General features: G+C 37.8%; 19 protein-coding genes. 13 read left to right on the top strand and 6 right to left on the bottom strand.

Features of this window, described 5'->3' with window-relative positions:
* The first annotated feature begins 9 nt into the window (after positions 1–9).
* From AC6CH7_RS03365 to AC6CH7_RS03335, 7 genes are all read left to right on the top strand, one after another.
* On the top strand, positions 10–507 hold the full coding sequence (locus AC6CH7_RS03365) for a hypothetical protein (RefSeq protein WP_498261335.1): 498 nt from the start codon (positions 10–12) through the stop codon (positions 505–507).
* Complete coding sequence (hisH, locus tag AC6CH7_RS03360; protein ID WP_498261334.1) at positions 504–1,097, top strand: imidazole glycerol phosphate synthase subunit HisH; 594 nt, start codon at positions 504–506, stop codon at positions 1,095–1,097. The genes AC6CH7_RS03365 and hisH overlap by 4 nt, the downstream gene beginning before the upstream one ends.
* A 1-nt stretch (position 1,098) precedes the next feature.
* On the top strand, positions 1,099–1,848 hold the full coding sequence (hisA, locus tag AC6CH7_RS03355) for a 1-(5-phosphoribosyl)-5-[(5-phosphoribosylamino)methylideneamino]imidazole-4-carboxamide isomerase (RefSeq protein ID WP_498261333.1): 750 nt from the start codon (positions 1,099–1,101) through the stop codon (positions 1,846–1,848).
* A gap of 3 nt (positions 1,849–1,851) precedes the next feature.
* Positions 1,852–2,607: an imidazole glycerol phosphate synthase subunit HisF gene (gene hisF / locus AC6CH7_RS03350; RefSeq protein ID WP_498261332.1), complete on the top strand. Its 756-nt coding sequence runs from the start codon at positions 1,852–1,854 to the stop codon at positions 2,605–2,607.
* A gap of 130 nt (positions 2,608–2,737) precedes the next feature.
* Positions 2,738–3,328, top strand: a complete 591-nt coding sequence (hisIE, locus tag AC6CH7_RS03345; RefSeq protein ID WP_048904305.1) for a bifunctional phosphoribosyl-AMP cyclohydrolase/phosphoribosyl-ATP diphosphatase HisIE — start codon at positions 2,738–2,740, stop codon at positions 3,326–3,328.
* A 4-nt stretch (positions 3,329–3,332) separates the two neighbouring features.
* Positions 3,333–4,235, top strand: coding sequence for a WD40 repeat domain-containing protein (locus AC6CH7_RS03340; protein WP_498261331.1), 903 nt, complete (start codon positions 3,333–3,335; stop codon positions 4,233–4,235).
* Between the two features lie 57 nt (positions 4,236–4,292).
* A complete protein-coding gene (locus AC6CH7_RS03335; protein ID WP_498261330.1) occupies positions 4,293–4,769 on the top strand; it encodes an OsmC family protein in 477 nt (158 codons plus the stop codon).
* A gap of 27 nt (positions 4,770–4,796) precedes the next feature.
* Here AC6CH7_RS03335 and AC6CH7_RS03330 read toward each other — a convergent pair whose 3' ends face one another.
* Positions 4,797–5,576 (bottom strand): C40 family peptidase, encoded by a 780-nt coding sequence (locus AC6CH7_RS03330; protein ID WP_498261329.1) that lies wholly within the window; start codon positions 5,574–5,576, stop codon positions 4,797–4,799.
* 82 nt (positions 5,577–5,658) lie between these two features.
* Here AC6CH7_RS03330 and AC6CH7_RS03325 point away from each other — a divergent pair, with 82 nt between their 5' ends.
* On the top strand, positions 5,659–6,114 hold the full coding sequence (locus tag AC6CH7_RS03325) for a universal stress protein (RefSeq protein WP_048904301.1): 456 nt from the start codon (positions 5,659–5,661) through the stop codon (positions 6,112–6,114).
* A 54-nt stretch (positions 6,115–6,168) separates the two neighbouring features.
* On the opposite strand, the gene AC6CH7_RS03320 is transcribed toward AC6CH7_RS03325, so the two are convergent.
* A complete protein-coding gene (locus AC6CH7_RS03320) occupies positions 6,169–6,519 on the bottom strand; it encodes a 4Fe-4S dicluster domain-containing protein (RefSeq protein WP_498261328.1) in 351 nt (116 codons plus the stop codon).
* Between the two features lie 77 nt (positions 6,520–6,596).
* On the opposite strand from AC6CH7_RS03320, the gene AC6CH7_RS03315 reads away from it, so the two are divergent.
* The gene (locus AC6CH7_RS03315) at positions 6,597–7,616 is read left to right on the top strand and encodes an acyl-CoA reductase (protein WP_498261327.1); all 1,020 of its coding nucleotides are present in this window, start codon (positions 6,597–6,599) and stop codon (positions 7,614–7,616) included.
* 64 nt (positions 7,617–7,680) lie between these two features.
* Here AC6CH7_RS03315 and AC6CH7_RS03310 read toward each other — a convergent pair whose 3' ends face one another.
* From AC6CH7_RS03310 to AC6CH7_RS03295, 4 genes are read right to left on the bottom strand one after another with little or no spacing between them, the layout of a single operon-like run.
* Positions 7,681–8,667: a DUF5007 domain-containing protein gene (locus tag AC6CH7_RS03310; RefSeq protein ID WP_498261326.1), complete on the bottom strand. Its 987-nt coding sequence runs from the start codon at positions 8,665–8,667 to the stop codon at positions 7,681–7,683.
* Positions 8,668–8,694: 27 nt separating this feature from the next.
* Complete coding sequence (locus AC6CH7_RS03305) at positions 8,695–9,354, bottom strand: fasciclin domain-containing protein (RefSeq protein WP_498261325.1); 660 nt, start codon at positions 9,352–9,354, stop codon at positions 8,695–8,697.
* A gap of 22 nt (positions 9,355–9,376) precedes the next feature.
* Positions 9,377–10,909 (bottom strand): RagB/SusD family nutrient uptake outer membrane protein, encoded by a 1,533-nt coding sequence (locus tag AC6CH7_RS03300; protein WP_498261324.1) that lies wholly within the window; start codon positions 10,907–10,909, stop codon positions 9,377–9,379.
* Between the two features lie 39 nt (positions 10,910–10,948).
* Entirely contained in the window at positions 10,949–14,110 is a 3,162-nt protein-coding gene (locus AC6CH7_RS03295; protein ID WP_498261323.1) for a SusC/RagA family TonB-linked outer membrane protein, read from the bottom strand.
* Positions 14,111–15,007: 897 nt separating this feature from the next.
* Between AC6CH7_RS03295 and AC6CH7_RS03290 the strand changes: the two genes are divergently transcribed.
* From AC6CH7_RS03290 to AC6CH7_RS03275, 4 genes are all read left to right on the top strand, one after another.
* Positions 15,008–16,897 (top strand): T9SS type B sorting domain-containing protein, encoded by a 1,890-nt coding sequence (locus AC6CH7_RS03290; RefSeq protein WP_498261322.1) that lies wholly within the window; start codon positions 15,008–15,010, stop codon positions 16,895–16,897.
* 48 nt (positions 16,898–16,945) lie between these two features.
* On the top strand, positions 16,946–17,149 hold the full coding sequence (locus AC6CH7_RS03285) for a hypothetical protein (protein ID WP_048904292.1): 204 nt from the start codon (positions 16,946–16,948) through the stop codon (positions 17,147–17,149).
* 2 nt (positions 17,150–17,151) lie between these two features.
* On the top strand, positions 17,152–17,835 hold the full coding sequence (locus AC6CH7_RS03280; protein WP_048904291.1) for a cell division ATP-binding protein FtsE: 684 nt from the start codon (positions 17,152–17,154) through the stop codon (positions 17,833–17,835).
* Positions 17,836–17,964: 129 nt separating this feature from the next.
* Complete coding sequence (locus AC6CH7_RS03275; RefSeq protein WP_498261321.1) at positions 17,965–18,564, top strand: nucleotide exchange factor GrpE; 600 nt, start codon at positions 17,965–17,967, stop codon at positions 18,562–18,564.
* The last annotated feature ends 1 nt before the right edge of the window (position 18,565 follow it).

Here is an 18,565-nt window from a genome sequence, read left to right as displayed (position 1 = left end):
ATAAATATAATGACAACTGAAGTATTTACACCACAAGACCTGGACCAGATCAATGGTACGATCAAGCCCAAACATAGGAAAACACTATTCGTGTTGTCGCTGGGTGCGTTGGCACTTTGTTTTTTATTGCCTTTTTTCCCCGGTAAGCATGGCCGTCTCTCCCCTTATCTTGAAGGTACTTACTGGCACGCTTTTATTTTCTACCTGATATTTTTTTCTGCTTCGATGCTGCTAGTCTACTACAGACTTATCATGGGTCTCAATCAGGACCTGCGGGACGGCGAAAAGATTGTGGCCACTATCCCTGTAAAAATTAAGAATACCTTGATTTTTGGTGGAAAGTTCGCGCTTATATTTGAAAAAGGACGCTTGTTACATACACCAAAAATCACGTTACCAAAAGAAGAACTGGACAATTGGCAGGAAGGTGACTTGGTAAAAATCAACCTATTATACAAAAGTGGGGAGATATTGAATTATAAAAAAGTAAACAGTAAAGATCTATGATTGGAATAGTAAACTACGGCGCTGGCAACATCTTTTCCCTTACTTCCGCATTGGAAAGGTTAGCTATACCCTTCGGAATGGTAAACACAGAAGCTGATCTGGACAAATACACCCACATCATTATTCCAGGTGTGGGACATGCAGGAGCTGCAATGAGTAAACTGGAACAAACAGGACTGGTTGAACCAATAAAAGCATTAAAAAAACCAGTGCTAGGCATCTGTGTGGGCATGCAATTACTTACCGAACATTCGGAAGAAGGAAATGCCAACATGATGAACATAGTACCTGTTAAAACAAAACTATTCGATAAGAATCAAGGGATTAAAATCCCGCACATGGGTTGGAATAATATAGATCATAAAAACAATTCTTTGTTTGAAGGTGTTGAAAATCTGACACAATTTTACTTTGTGCATTCGTACTTTATTGAATATAACCCTACTTTTGATATCGCGACTGCAAATTATGGTAAACCATTTTCTGCAGCAGTGCAAAAGGATAATTTCTATGGCGTACAATTTCATCCAGAGAAATCTGGTATCGCCGGAGAACGTTTATTAAAGAATTTTTCAAACTTAAAACAGTAAAATGTACATAATTCCCGCAATTGATATTCTAGATGGTAAGGTTGTTCGCCTTAGAGAAGGTGATTATAACCAAAAGACAGTATATGATGTTTCCATCGCTGAAATGATAGACACTTACCGGTCTAATGGTACAGAATTCATACATATTATTGACTTAAATGGAGCAAAAGGAGATTTCAGTAATCAGGCAGCGCTTTTTGACATCATTAGAAAAACCGACATGCGTGTTCAATATGGAGGTGGTATACGCACAATTAAGCAAGTTACAGATTTGCTTGATGCAGGTATTCATCGCGTTATTGTTGGTACGCAAGCCATTACCAACCCGGATTTCTTAAAAGATCTTAGTACCGAAGTAGGCAAAAAATATGATTATGCAAATCGTATTGTAATCGCTATTGACGTATTAGACGAAGTAATTAAATACTCAGGCTGGATGGAAAGCTCGCCCATTAAGCTATTGGATTACGTTGACAAGTGCTTACAGCTTGGATTTTTTAGGTTCTTGTGCACAGACATCAACAAAGACGGTAAACTGGGTGGTGCGGCCGTAGATTTGTATAAGAAGCTATTGGAGCACTCTCCGTTTATAAAACTGATTGCATCTGGTGGTATCAGCTCAATGGCCGACATTGAAGAACTGGCAAATCTGGATATCCGCTCAGTAGTTGTTGGTAAGGCTATATATGAAAACAGGATTTCTATTGATGAAATTAAGCAATGGAATTTAAAGCAAATGACCTCTCTTTAATCGATGTTAAGCAAACGTATTATTCCATGCCTTGATGTTAAAGATGGGCGCACGGTTAAAGGTGTAAATTTTGTTGACCTGAAAGATGCCGGAGACCCCGTAGAACTTGCCTGGCAATATGCCCAGCAAGGAGCTGATGAATTGGTTTTTTTAGACATTACTGCAACACATGAAAGACGTGGCACCACGATAGAAATGGTGAAATCGGTGGCCCGTCAGCTGAATATTCCCTTTACCATAGGTGGGGGTATTACTACCATTGCTGATGCTGAAGCGCTGTTGAATTCAGGTGCTGACAAGATCAGCATCAACTCTGCAGCTGTCAGAAACCCTTCGTTAATTGAAGATCTGGCTAAAGCATTTGGTGTTCAGTTTGTGGTGGTGGCTGTGGACACCAAGTTGGTAGATGGCAAAAATATGGTTCACCTTAATGGCGGACGATTGATTACGGAACTGGAAACAGAAGATTGGATCCTTAAGGCTGAAAGCTTAGGCGCAGGAGAAATTCTATTGACTTCAATGGATCACGATGGGACTAAAAATGGCTTTGATTGCCTATTACTTGATAAAATAGCGCGAGCTATCAACATCCCTGTAATTGCCTCTGGTGGTGCAGGTAAGGTTGAGCATTTTACAGAAGTATTTTTAGAAACAGGTGTTGATGCTGCTTTGGCAGCCTCGGTTTTCCACTTTGGTGAGATTGCTATCCCCTATTTAAAAAGCGAATTAAAAAAACACAATATACCGGTAAGATTGTAGCAAAATCTTGTAACTAAAGCGGCCATCATCCTGAATTCATTTCAGGATCCCGTAAGAGAAAGATAAATAACATCGCCGGGTGCTGAAATAAATTCAGCATGATGAGATCGTATAAAGAGTTAAAAATGATATGAACATAGATTTTGAAAAAACACAGGGTTTGGTACCTGTAATTATACAGGATGTACATACCCTGGAAGTTTTAATGCTGGGTTACATGAACCAGGAAGCATGGGATAAAACGCTTGCAGAAGGGAAAGTTACTTTCTTTTCGCGCAGTAAAAACAGACTATGGACTAAAGGTGAGGAAAGCGGAAATTTTCTTTTTGTAAAGGAAACGCATATAGATTGTGACAACGATACAATCCTTATAAAAGCTACACCCGTTGGCCCTACTTGCCATACAGGTTCCCGCAGCTGTTTTAAAACTGATTACAACCAGAACTTTATCTTTGAATTGGAGCAGATCATTGCCGATCGTTATGAAAACCCATCAGAGGAATCTTATGTAAATAAACTTCGCGCAAAAGGCCTTAATAAGATCGCACAAAAAGTAGGTGAAGAAGGTGTTGAAACCGTTATCGCTGCATTGGCAGAAACTGATGTGGATTTTGTTAACGAGAGCTCTGACCTGATCTTTCATTTACTGGTTTTACTTAGAGAAAAGGGCAAAACATTGGCAGATATCGGCTTAAATCTAAAAGGCCGACATAGCAAGTAATTATATGTTAAAGCACTTACATACACTTAGCGGTCACCAAAACCCAATTTATGCGCTAGCCAGTCCTGCTGCAAAAGAAGATGTTTTTTTTAGCGCAGGCAATGATAAAGGCGTAGTGGAATGGTCATTAAAAACAATGACCTTTGTTAAGGTTCTGGTGCCCGTACAAAGTTCTGTGTATGCTTTACACAGCTATAAAGATTTGCTCTTTATAGCACAAAGAAGTGGGTTAATTCTTGTATTTGACCTAATGCTTGAGAAAACCATTGCGACTTTAAGTCATCACCAAAAGGGAGTGTTCGATCTAAAAACCATTGCTTATAAAAACGAACTTTTAAGTACCGGAGAAGATGGAACAGTGGCTGTATGGTCGCTCAGTGATTTCTCATTACTTTATAATTTCCCTGTTTTACAGAATACAGTTCGTACCATTGCGGTAAGCAATTCAGAAGAAGAAGTTGCTTTTGGTTGTAAGGATGGAATTATCAGAGTTTATAATTCTTTGGATTATAGCTTAAAGATCGAGTTGAGCAGTCATAAACTCCCAATTACCTCATTACAGTATGCTCCGGATGGATCATCTTTAATTTCGGGTGGTCGTGACGCACAATTAAAAGTATGGACCTTACCGGCCTATCAACTGGTAAACAACATAGCCGCACATATGTTCAGTGTGTATACTATTGCCTTCCATCCTACTCAGCCTTATTTTGCTACCTGCAGTCAGGACAAAAGCATTAAGCTATGGGGAGCCAATGATTTTAAACTTTATAAGATCCTTAGTTTAGAAAAAAACACTGAGGGACATTTCCATTCCATTAACAAACTCATCTGGAGTTCAGATGGTAAATACCTGATCTCTACCGGCGACGACAGACAGGTAATGGTTTGGGAGTTTAATTCTTAAAGTATACTATTTTTTTAAGGAAAGTTTGTTTAAATTGGAGGCTACTAAGTATAAGTTATGGCCAAAGAACATCTATATCAGACGAGTTTAACATGGACAGGTAATAAAGGTTCAGGAACAATGGACTACCGGTCTTACGAAAGAAGTTATATCATATCAATAGACCATAAGGCAGATATCCAGGGATCATCAGATTCGGCATTTTTAGGGGATAAAACTAAACACAATCCAGAAGATTTGTTGGTTTCATCATTATCATCATGTCATATGCTTTGGTTTTTACACCTATGCTCTCAAAATGAGATCATAGTATTGGATTATACCGACAATGCAGTAGGAAAAATGGTCGAAGAACCTAGTGGAAGCGGTCATTTCACTGAAGTTATTTTAAACCCCGTGGTAGTAATTAACAATGAAGACCACGTAGAAAAAGCCAATTCATTACATGAACAGGCAAACAAGATGTGCTTTATTGCTAATTCTTGCAATTTCCCGGTTACGCATAGCCCTAAATGCATAGTAGAAAAGGGTTAAATTCATCAAAATTTTAACTTAGAATCATTAAGTGAATCGCTTAATGATTCTAAGTTTATGAGAATATCTTCCTAATTCCGGGTTATAAATACCTTGATTATCCATTGGATCTATCCTGACTTTGCCCGAAGCATGAATAATATCGGTTGCATTTAGCATAATACCAACATGAATAATGCGACCTTCTTCATTATCAAAAAAAGCTACATCCCCTGGTTTAATTTCTGGCAAAAAATCAACCGTGGTGCCTTGTTCTGCCTGTTGCCACGCATCTCTGTTTAATGGTATCCCATTTAGTTTAAAAACGATCTGCACAAATCCGGAACAATCCATTCCAAACAAATTTTTGCCGCCCCATAAATAAGGAACGTTTTGAAAGAAAAGTGCTGTATTTATCACATCAACCTGCTCAGAAGGAGGAATTACCCCTGGGCTAAACAAAACCTTATATTTTTCAATACCTATACTGCAATAGCCATTATTAAACGAAGGAAGATTACTGCCAGGAGAAATGTAATATTTACTACCCTGCTGATCTGTTATTACATTCCCTATTTCGGCCGGAGCCAGGTATTTGCAACTATGGTTACTTACGAACTCTTCTAAAGGTACTTCTGTTAACTGCTTAAAGTCTATCCAGCCCTCATATCTATCATAAGCATTACGTACTTGCCACCACTTTTCATTTCGTTGAAGTATCTCCACATGATCTCCAAAAAGCAATTGAGATGCAATTTCGGCTCTGTCTGATGGTTCAGATCTTAAGGGTGCTACTGCCACCCTGCACATTCCATAGTATTGTTCCATAGCATAAAATCAATGGTATAAATGTAAACTTTTGCACAGTTATTTTGTTATTTTTATAGTATAAACCTTAATCTATAAGACGATGAACCTCAAAAAAATTTTAATTGCTGTTGATAATAGCACCTGTTCAGAAAAAGCAGCAAAAGTTGGTTATGAAGTAGCGAAGACATTTGGCGCAGAGGTTGCACTTGTCAACATTATAGAACCCGTGCCAGCAAACATCAGCCCTGACTTAACCTTAGCCCCTGTTTTTTTGGAAACTTACGACAACAGTGAAGAAAACAGTCATTTATTATTAAAGGAAATTGAAACTAAATTTAGCCATGGCATAACTACCACATATTTAAGTGTGGTTGATAGTGCTGCACACGGTATTATACAGCAATCTGATGAGTATGGCTCTGATCTTATTGTAATTGGCACATATGGCCGCACAGGTCTATATCACTTTTTAATGGGAAGTGTTGCGGAGCATGTGGCCAGAAAATCGGCTTGCCCGGTTTTAATTGTGCCAAACAAATACGAAGAAAAAGCTTAAATAAAAAAGGACACCCAAAAGGTGTCCTGTATAAATTTGATTAGAAAAGCTAAACTAGTTCTCTTGGTGTAACCAAGCTTTTTTAGCCAATAATTCTTCTTCTGTTTCGCGAACATCCTCATCGTCAACGCAGCAATCTACCGGACAAACCGCAGCGCACTGAGGTTCATCATGAAAGCCTTTACATTCTGTACACTTATCTGAAACAATATAATAGACCTCGTCAGATGCCGCATCCTGTGCAGCTCCAGCGTCTATTTGTTTGTCGCCAAAGTCGATAATACCATTTAAATTAGTACCATCAGAAAATCTCCAGGCAGTGCCTGCATCGTAAATTGCATTATTTGGGCATTCAGGCTCACATGCTCCGCAGTTAATACATTCGTCTGTTATTTTAATAGCCATGTCTTCGTGTAAATCTATTGCTAAGGGTTACCTTTGCATTGCAAATATAACACTTAAACTTTAAAATTGTTGGAAATATGCCAATCCTTACTGCGGAAAAACTAATTATTGCTTTAAAAAAACTTAGTGACTATATAGCCATTCCTGATCAGGGATTCAAAAACCTGATTTTAGCGGCCCAAAACAGCAATGCTTGGTTTACTATAGATGAGGTGGAAAGATCATTAAATGCTTTGCATAAAATGCTTAACCAACAAGATCTGGAGACCTGGTTCAAACATATTACGATTAATGAAAATCCTAAAAAAGTTGGGCTAATATTGGCAGGAAACATCCCTCTGGTAGGTTTTCATGATGTACTATCTGTTTTGGCTACCGGAAACATAGCGCTTATTAAGCTATCATCATCTGATGACAAATTGCTACCCGCCCTGCTCGCTCAATTAATAATTATTGAGCCTCAGCTGACAGATCATATTGTTTATGTGGAACGTTTGAAAGATTTTGATGCGGTGATTGCTACAGGCAGTAATAACACCTCAAGATATTTTGATTTTTATTTTGGCAAGGTTCCAAACATCATTCGAAAAAACAGAAATAGTGTTGCGGTATTAAACGGGCAAGAGAGTCCTTCCGAAATTGCCTCGCTTGGTCATGATATATTTGATTATTTTGGCTTAGGTTGCAGAAATGTTTCTAAACTATTTATCCCGGAGGATTATAATATCAAAGATTTTTTTGAGCCGATAGAGCATTTCAAAGAAATTATTAATCATTTCAAATACAACAACAACTACGATTATAACAAATCTATTTACCTGGTAAATATGGCTGAGCATTACGATAACGGTTTCTTATTGTTAAAAGAAGATTCAGGAATGTCATCACCGTTGGCTGTACTGTATTATGAGCGCTATAAAAACATCGAAGATGTTGCAGCTAAACTAAAGGCAGAAGAAGAAAACATTCAATGCGTGGTAAGTAATATTCCTTTTGAACTAAAAACCGGTGTATTAGGATTCGGAGAAAGTCAGGTTCCAAAACTATGGGATTATGCTGATAATGTAGATACCATAGCCTTCCTTAATAAGCTATAAAAAAGCCAGCCTATTTCATATCTTCTGATATGAAATAGGCTGGCTTTGCCTTTAATGTAACCTGCTATTTATGTATAACACCATTTAATTTAATGGTGATTAAATAAGTACCCAGTTGCTTAATCTGGAAGCCAAATCTTGGATTAATACTAAATGTTGAGCCTGGTGCATGACCTGCCGGGAATGTAGTCAAACTAGCAAACTTACTTGGTATCCTGTAATACATTAGAAAATCTCCATATCCGCTAATTCTCTTGATCGGGAAAGGCGTAATTTCAAAATTACACACCATCGAAGTATCTGTATACGTTACCGGATTAAATTTCGCATATGATTCAAAGGTTGGCCTATCTCCTCTTTTAATGATCTCTCCAGTTTTAGGATTAAAAGGCACCCCATTTTGATCTACAATTTTCACTATTGCATTGGTCCCCTCATCACTGATTTTTGTAATGATCATTTCTGGATTAGCGGATAAAGCACCATTGTCTGTTGCCACCCCATTATCATTAAACCAGCTTGCTGCTATTGCATACGGCTTAAACAACTCCGGATCTCTAAAATGAATTTCGCCAATGTTTTTAAACACCTTTTTTCCACTCTCATTACTAACTTCCACATCAAATTCATACTCAGATCTGGCCGGCAAAAATGATGTACCTGCATTAAACAAGAATTGTCCGCTTGGTAAAAATTCAAAAGGAGGCAGCATTTTCTTCTCTCTTTTGGCATTTACCTGAGCAATAGTAGTATCTACATCCGGGTCAATTGGTTGCTTATAAACATACACTTCATGTTCTTCATAAAATTCCTCAGCTTTTTGGCTTGTACCTTTTTTTCTCACTTCCAGCAATTTAACTAACACTGGAAGTGTTGATCCATCTAGATTTAGTGAGCTTGTTACTATTTTAACATTACCCTGTTCAATCAAAAAAGGGCTGTCTTTATAATACATTGTTTCTCCAATAAAACCTACGGGGATCTTTTTACACCCCACCCAGGCCAAACTTGCGCATACAATTAGTATTAGTGCATATCTTATAATTTTCATTTCTTTCAATTTAATTGAGTAAAAGATTTACCAGTAAAATTTGTGCGTATTATTTAATACGTGGAGCACTCCGTTGGTCGTTAAAATCCCAGAGGTTTGAACCAGTTCTATTATATCCCTATCCTCATCAAGATAATCATCCGGAATCGGATCGGGATCCAGGCCATTTCTTATCTTAGTCAGAAAAAGATACTGCGGTTTAGTGGTTACAAGCCCTGTATAGCTATCAACTTGTTTTAGTAAAATAGAGAAATCCTCACCAGATAGACTCTTGAAAACTTTATTTTCTAAAGAAAGCTGCTCGCGATTAATCTTACCGGCAAAAAGGTGAGACCTTAATGAGTCTCTTAATTCTGGAATAGGCAAACTATCCAATGTATACTTGATATTCTCATCCTGATATTTCTGTTGGATAACGAGCGTCCTTCTTGCCAGAAGAGATTTAATTGAATAATCTGTAGGTGCAAAAAAAGTGTTGCTTCCGTTAATCTCATCTTTCAATCCTGCTTTATCAATAAGGACTATCAGCGTATCAAATAGAGGCTTGGTTTTAAGAAAATCATAAGTTGTCATATTTACATGTGGATCATGTAAATCGCCTCCAATGATATAATCATTCTTTTTACAGGCAGTAAATGCCAGGCAAAAAGAGAATAGAGTTAGAATGTATGATAATTTAATTTTCATGATATTTAATTTAAGAGTCCGCTTATCTTAGCTTTCCGATCCAATATTTATTTTGTGTCAATACTTTATTATCAACAAACAATCCTCTGTTAATAGGCCATTTCCAGCCTTCTTCATCATATCTGGATTGAGGAAAACGATCGGCTCCAAGATAATCCACAACCATTTTGTTTCGCACCATATCATACCAGGTATGACCTTCGCAAAACAATTCGCGAAAAGTTTCATCAAAGATCTCATACCTAAGATCATCTCCACTTCCGGCATAGTTTTCAAGATTAGACCTTCTTTTAACTGCATTTAAGTCAGTAAGTGCCTCTCCGCTTTTATTAAGCAAGGCATTGCATTCTGCTCTCAGCAATAACATTTCTGCCAATCGGAAAATACTGATATTACAATCTATAACAGCGCCTGTTTGGGCATTGGGATCTTTAAAAGTCAAATTCTGTTTGTTTTTACCAATGTATTTTGTGAGGATCATATCTTCAGGTTTCGACCTGTCGAAATAATAGTTGTATCTCGCATCAGAGTCATCTGCAAAAATTGCATCGACCATATCCTTATCAAAAATTGTAGATCTTACTTTATTTGGAACATAAGGAATACCAAGCGTATATAAATAGAAACCGCCGTTTACCTGATATTCACCTTGTGAAAAGTTGGTGCTGATCTCAAATATACCTTCTGATGATTTCCCCTTAAATAGTTTGGGAAAACTTGAAGCGGGCTCTAACTGATATTTTCCAGATGTTGTTATAGAATCAATTGCGGCAACCGCATTATTTAATAAAGTTTGGTCTGTTTCTTTAGTTACAAAATATTTCCATCTGTTTAAATGTGCCATCAAAGCAAAGGCCGCCCCTTTATCAGCTCTAACAATTTCTTCATTACTGGTTTTCCAAGCTAAAAGCTTTACAGCTTTATCCATGTCCACAGCACAAGAATCCAAAACTATGGCTTCAGAAGTACGTGAAATGTTTACAGAAGTTACCGGATCTGGATCATACTGAAGTACCAGAGGCAAATCTCCCCATATACGAACCATATAAAAATAGGTATAGGCACGAATAAAGTAGGCCTCCCCCAAAATCTTCCTTTTATCAGCAGGGGTCTTAAATACATTATCTGGCATTTTGCCTACCTTTTCGATTACGGTATTTGCTTGCGTTATTGTTTTATAAAAGGGAGTCCAGGTTTGGAAATCATCCAGGTAATCGCCTCTGAAATCATTAACATTTAATCCTGTACCATAATACTCATCACCCCTAACAAGAAAGTTTAAGGCATAATCTCCCCCTTGATTAAAAACTCCTGCAGTAAAATCGCCAAACACAAAATTCGACATACCTTGTCCGCCAAGAGTAAGCGACTTCCGCAATAAAGAATAGGCTCCCATTAAGCCAGAAGTGGCGTCATCCTGAGTTTTCCAATACACTCCTTCATATACCGAACCTTCTGGCTTTAAGTCTAATAATTTTTTACAGGAAAATAGTCCTGTGCAAAGCATTCCTCCTAAAAGAAAAATACTTAATGCTCTATATTTTGATAAAATCATGATCTATGTTCTAATTATTAATTATTTATTTACCGTAGCCTAAAAAGAGGCCTGAATACCAAAAGTGAATTTTCTAGGTACCGGATAACTATTTCCCGTATATATTCCAAGCTCATTCACGGCTTCAACATCTGGTAATGTTGATTTCTGGAAAGAGTAAACATTATCTATGATGGTATAAATCTGTAAGCGCTTCATTTTTAATTTCTCAAGCATCTTGGTTGGAAAATTATAGGCTAAATTGATGTATTTGATTTTCGCATAAGATCCATCTTCCATATAAGCTGAAGAGAAATTATTAAATTGATAATAATAATCTCCATAAGGATTTAAATCAGCATAGGTAGCCTTATCTCCCGGTTTACGCCAAATAGGTAATTTATCCAGATTGATAAGGCCGGTGCTTGGGAAGCTTCCAAGTTGTTTGTATTGATCCAGTAAGCTCGATATATAAGTGTTATAAACCTCTCTGCCCAATAAGAAGGTTGTGAAAACTTCAAGAGAGAAATTCTTATAGGTAAAGGTATTACTGAGACCACCTGTAACCCTTGGATTCGGATTACCTACCCTTACTTTATCAAAATGATCCCATACATCATAGTCAAAGTTTTGATCTATCCACCTGTATGAACCAGGTTTTGCTGTTTGTGATCCGTTCCAATAAGTAATTAGGTCTCCGGTACGAGGATCGAAAGGAATTTCATTCTTATCTGAATATACCCCAGCCGATTTAACCAAAAAGTACTCATAAATAGGACGCCCTTTGGTAAGTATAAAAGTAGTACCCGTATTACCATCAGTAACCATAATGTCTCTATTACCGTTAGGCAACGACATGATTTGATTTTTATTGAATGACATTACCAATCTTGGGTTCCATTGAAATTTACTTTCAGGATTAAATACTCTTCCTGTAACATTCAAATCAATCCCTAAATTCCTAACATCAACAGCATTAGTTCTTACTTTATCGTACCCGCTGGTAACCGGCATGATCAAATCGAAAATGAGGTCTGATGTACCACGGTTATAGGCATCAACAGACATGTTTAATCTGCTTTTAAAGAATTCGGCATCAATACCAATGTTTGATTGGATTGATCTTTCCCATGTCAAATTATCCTGGGTAATTGATCCTGGATTATAAGTAACCGCATTTATGCCATCGTAAGTATTTGTGGCAGCAGATCCTTGATACCCTGCGCCCCCATTTCCAGTAATGTATGAGTTAAATGGCGCATAGTAATCTGCCGGTAAGTTACCAGAAACACCATAACTACCCCTTATCTTCAATAAAGACACCCAATTTTCTGCCGATTTCATAAATGGCTCGTCTGATATTACCCAACCTGCAGAAACAGACGGAAAGTGAGCCCATCTGTAATTTTTGCCAAAGCGAGATGAGGCATCGGCACGGAAACTAACTGAAAAGAGATACTTATCTTTATAATCATAGCTTGCTCTTCCAAAGAAAGATAGCATTCCGGAAGCTTCGCGCTTAGACCCCGTTATCATGTTACCGTATGGATCACTAAATACATACTCATTGATCCCTTGGACCGTAGAAATTACGTTATTCCCTTTTCCAATTCCTCCGATTCCTGTATATTCTCGTGTCAGGTAGTTTATGGTATTTCCACCCAGTACAGTAATATGATGATCCGAATTTACGGAAGTAGTATACGAAAGAAGGTTATCTATATTAAAGTTATCAAAATTCGATTTCGATGATTGAACATAAAAATTACCATCTGCATCCAAAATACTTGGCCTGAAGATGTCCCTGCCCCCCCTACTTGATTGTAATGATCCTTGTGTTTGGAAATGAAACTTTTTACTGATATCGTAATTAAGTGTTATACTGGAAGTGATATCGTCATTGATATTCTTATCCTTCACCTGATCAAGCACACCTGTAAAGTTTTGCATATCCACATCACTTATATATAACAATGAAGTAGGGAATGTCCCTGCATTTATTGGAAGTGGATTTTCCCATGGTGCTTGTCCGCGCCCTCTGGCACGGTCTCCTCTTGACAATCTAAACAACGCATCAAGTTTAAGACGCTCTGAAAGCTTAACTCCCATTGATCCCGACATGGTATAACGTTTAAACCCCGTCCCTTTAATAATACCACCCTCGTTGTAATAGTTACCACTAAAACGGTAATTCATGGTCTCCGAGCCACCAGAGGCAGAAGCATCGTAATTTTGAATGATACCTGTGCGGTAAAATATTCCCTGCCAATCGTTCGCGTTATTAAATGCGGGATTTAAACTATCGGTTAGTAACATTGGATATAAACCCTGCTGCTCATGGCTGGCATACTTGTTCAAATAATCCATTTTATACCTACGTTCCTGAGCACCTGTGATGTACTCCTGCATCTCACCTTGTTTAGAAACACCGGTATATGCACTTACATTAATCTCAGGTTTTCCAGACTTACCACGCTTAGTTTTAACAACTACTACTCCGTTTGCACCTCTTGATCCATAGATTGATGCCGCTGCTGCATCTTTTAAAACATCAATGGATTCTATATCATTGGGATTTAATCCAGCAATGAAGTTAGTACCCGTCAAATCTCCAAATGAAGTAACATCCTCACTTGAAATAGGAATTCCATCTATCACAAATAATGGACTGCTCAATGCACGTGCTGCGTTTACTGCTCTTCCGATTGATGAATTACCACGTACAACAAATGTTGGTGTACCGCCTGGCTCACCAGAAAAAGCCTGAACATTTAGGCCCGCCACCCTACCTTGCAGTAGCTTATCAAATGTTGGTGACGGTAAATTCTCTATGTCTTTAGCTTTCACCGTAGATACTGCTGCAGTACTCTTTTTCCTTGATACTTCCTGGTATCCTATAACTACTACATCCTTAAGTGCATTTGCTGAAGGAGTCAATTGAACATTGATTTCACTTTGTCCGGCAATGTTTACATCCTTGGCATTATATCCTATATATGAAAAATGAAGCACACCTTCTGCAGGTGCGTCAATTGTAAATTTTCCATTTCCATCTGTACTAACCCCTTTCGAGGTTCCTTTTAATGTAACAGACACTCCTGGAAGAGGACCACCGTCATCTGATCCTTTAACTGTTCCGCTAATCTTTTTTTGTGCGAATGCAATTACAGAAAACAGTAGCAACAGGCCGGTAAAGAGTTGCTTCTTGTAAAAATTATTCATAAACATTTTTTTAGTTTAAAATCAAATAGTTGAATTCAATGAAGAGAGATTTTCTTTCAATCTGTTAAGTGGCTAGACTATTCCTGGATAGCCATATTCACCAATTGCAATTAGGTAACTTGATTTTTCATGGGTTGGTTAGTTGTTAGTTTAAATAAGTTTGTTAATACAATTAAGGCATACGAATCCCCCGGCTATATTTATTGTAAATAGCCAATTGAGGTTTACCTAATTCCCTCGTTTAAAATTATATATGGTTATTTGTTGTTCTGGTTTGATGCCCTAAATCAAATCCTGGTTAATGGTTAGAAAATGGTTAATAATTAATTATCAAGCTTTTATATGCTAAAATATTATCGTTGTTTTGGTTGATAGGTCTAATCTAGTGTTATTGAAATGTCATTTAACAATCCTTAACAACGCAACCGTTTGCATTAACGAAATAAGATTACTTGGGGTGCTCATATCAGTATATAAGTCTTAAACAATACTGGAAATAATTTAACCATAGTGACATTAATGATCGTTATTCATTACATATGTGGATGCCAAAAAAAATCAGATAGTTAGCTATATCAATAATTCAACACAAACGGTTGCTTTACATAAAAAATGTTATTTGAAGGCCATTAATGGGGTTTTAGCAACAAGCTCGTTCTCTTACTCTTTCCTTAAAAAAACACCTCAAACAACTAATAATAAGGCACTTAAACAAAACATGAATTTTAGCCATTAAAATTTGTTTTTTATGTCATTATAGTAAATGGCATGATCAAGATTCGGATGGCTCCATTAGGGGGCAACAAGATTATTTAAAATACAGAGAATAAGCAGTATATTGTATTGGCTTAAATAACTGTATTGACCTGGGGATATACAAAACTTATTGCATTATTTTTGATTCTGACCTTTAATGCTGCAAAGGTGATGGCACAGGTATGTACCGGTTCTCTAGGAGATCCTGTGGTCAACATAGATTTTGGAAGTGGGAGTGCGGATGCCGGTCCCGATCCGGGTTTTAGCAGTTACACCTATGTAAACGACAGAAATGTACGGGATGGCACTTATACCATTGCAAAAACAACTATAGGAATGAACAGGAACTGGTATACTGTAACCAACCATACCCCTGGTGATGTTGACGGTTATATGATGGTTGTGAATGCTGATTACGGTCCTGGTGTTTTTTTTGAGGCGCCAGTACAGACACCGCTTTGCGCCAACACCAAATATGAATTTGCCGCATGGCTGTTTAATATGCTCGACTATAATGGTCTAAAGCCGAACATCACATTCGTTATATTGGATATGAACAACACAGAATTAGGCAGATACAATCCGGGTGACATTCCTGATCAGAACAACAATTGGCGACAATACGGTTTCACTTTTCGGACCACAGCAGCAACCCAAGTAAAAATCAGAATGATCAATAATGTTTTTAATACAGATCCTAATCCACGCGGGGGTAATGACTTCATAATAGATGACATTACATTTAGAGCCTGTGGGCCAGACATTAAGGCTGGAGTAGGCAGCAGTTTCAACCGGACTCAGGATATTTGCCGGGGAGCAAATACTGTCATCAACTTATCGAGCGTGATAGCCGGTTCAGAAACATTCCATTTTCAGTGGCAAAAACAGACTAATGGTATCTGGTTGGATATTGCAGGAGCTACTGATCCATTAAGCTACAATGTCCCATTTCCTAATGCAAGCCCGGGATCCAACCATTATAGGCTAACCGCCGCAGAACCTGGGAACTTTAATTCGCCGGGTTGTCGTACGGCTTCCCAAACTATAACAATCAGAGTTAATCCTCCGCCAGTAGTAAACCCGATAAGTAACGGGCCTGTGTGTGTAGGAGATGCGATTATGTTACATGTAGATAATGAAGGTACATATATATGGCGAAAGCCCGATGGCACTTTACTTTCGCCAGATAAATCGCCAAAAATCCCAAATGCAACCGTTGGCATGTCCGGCACCTATACTGTTACTGTGAAAAATCTGGGGTGTGAGGTTACTTCTGCAATAAATGTAAACGTCATTCCTCCACCCATTCCGGTTGTAGACAATCCGGCACCTCAGATTTGCGAAGGAAAAAATGTACAATTGAGCGCTTCAGGAGGCACAAGTTATACCTGGTCGCCGGCAACCGGGCTTTCAGATCCCAATATTGCGAATCCCGTCGCATCACCAACGATAACTACATTATATACAGTTCAGGTGAAGAGTGGCACCTGTTACAGGGAAGCTCAGGTAAATGTGATTGTTAACAAAATACCAACTGCTGATGCGGGTCCTGATAAAAAAATATTGCGTGGATATGATGTCAAACTAAGCGGAAAGGTATCTGGTGATGGCATAACATATTTCTGGACCCCAAACACTGATATTGAAGATCAAAACTCCCTTACCCCCAGGGTATCGCCTAAAGAGGATACAGAGTATACCCTGCATGCTGAATCGAATCTAGGCTGTGTAACGGCTCTGGATACCGTATTTGTTAAGGTTTACCAAGGGTTTATTGTCCCAAATGCCTTTAGTCCGAATGGCGACAATATTAATGATGCGTGGAATATCACTGCTATAGATGCGCTGGATGCCCCTGTGGTAAAAGTAATGAATCGTTATGGTACCCTCGTCTTTGAAAGCACTGGCTATGAAAAGCCATGGGATGGAAAGTACAGAAATGAGGATGTTCCAGTCGGTGTCTATTATTACATCATTGATCTGAAAAATGGCATGAAAACAGTCACCGGATCCCTTACCCTGATTAGATAAATACATCACATGCCTTATTTCTCAATTTGAAATACTATTTTTGACCTAATGTATGTTATTAAAGTAAAAGGCATTGCCAAGATCCCTGATTATGTACAATTAAGGGATGATAAATTTACCTTATTGGCCTACTTTAGGGTAGACAGGCCTGATAAATCGCTTGAAAAATTGGGCTTAGGTGATAAATTGCCTTACATTATGAATTTTGTAAATGATTTGCCTTTTGGACAAATTGCTAAAATAGATATTTAAAAATGACAGGAAACGCAGTTATAAATCTAAAGAATGTAGATGTATTTCAACAAAAACATCTGGTTTTATCAGATGTAAATTTAAATGTTGATAAAGGAGAGTTCGTTTTTTTAATTGGTCAAACCGGTTCCGGTAAAAGCAGTTTGCTTAAAATCATTTACGGAGATCTTCATATCGGTAACGGAGACGGACAAATAGCCGGTTTCGATTTAAAAAACCTGGCCATTAAAGATGTACCCTATTTACGTAGAAAATTAGGAATCGTATTCCAGGACTTTCAACTGCTTACCGACAGAACGATTGAAAAAAATCTTGAGTTCGTATTAAAAGCGACGGGTTGGAAAGATCAAGCGCTAATTGAAGAACGCATAAAAGATGTTCTTGAAAAGGTAGGCTTACGTTCAAAGATCAGAAAAATGCCTCATGAGCTTTCGGGCGGCGAGCAGCAACGCGTTGTAATTGCACGTGCGTTATTAAATAACCCTGAAATAATACTTGCTGATGAGCCTACAGGAAACTTAGATCCTGATACATCAGAAGAAATAGTAATGTTGCTTAAACAGATTAGTCAGAGCGGAACTGCTGTACTTATGGCTACCCATGACTATCATATTATAAGAACTTTCCCTTCAAGAATCATCAAATGCGAAGGTGGTATTGTGCATGAAGATGCGCAAATTGTTTAACCGCCAAAATCTGACAAAACATTCCTTTTCAGTCATTCGCGTCAGTTTATTTTAAATAAAACTGCCACCATGACTGATATATTTCATTGGCAAAACTTTTGAGTTTACAATCAAAAATTCTACTATACCATGTTTAGCAAGAAGAAAAAGAACGATAACACAGATCCAATTGTGAAAAATAACGCTGAAGAGCAGATGAATAATACCGAAGATCAAATAAATACTGAAGAAGTAACTGCAGAAAATCCAGTTGCTGAAACCGAAGTTGTGCCAGAGCTTTCTGCCGAAGAAAAATTACAACAAGAAAATGCAGCTTTAAACGATAAATATCTACGCTTGTTTGCCGAGTTTGACAATTTCAAACGTCGTACCCAAAAAGAACGTAGTGAGCTTTTACAAACTGCCGGAAAAGATGTAATAGTTTCACTTTTACCTGTTTTAGACGATTTTGATCGTGCCACCAAGGCTATAGAAACTGCTACTGATATAAATCCAATTCGTGAAGGTGTTGCTTTAGTGCATAGCAAGCTAAAAAGTATTTTAGCTCAAAAAGGTTTAAAAGAAATTGAAAGCATCAACAATGTTTTTGATACCGATAACCATGAGGCTATTACTAAAATACCTGCGCCAAATGAGGAGTTAAAAGGAAAAGTAATTGATGAATTAGAGAAAGGCTACACTTTGAATGATAAAGTAATTCGCTTTGCTAAAGTTGTAGTAGGTAGTTAAA

Source organism: Pedobacter sp. GQ55, from assembly GCF_059758925.1.
The sequence above is the reverse complement of the archived record's forward strand: the minus strand, read 5'-3'. Positions and strand labels throughout refer to the sequence as shown.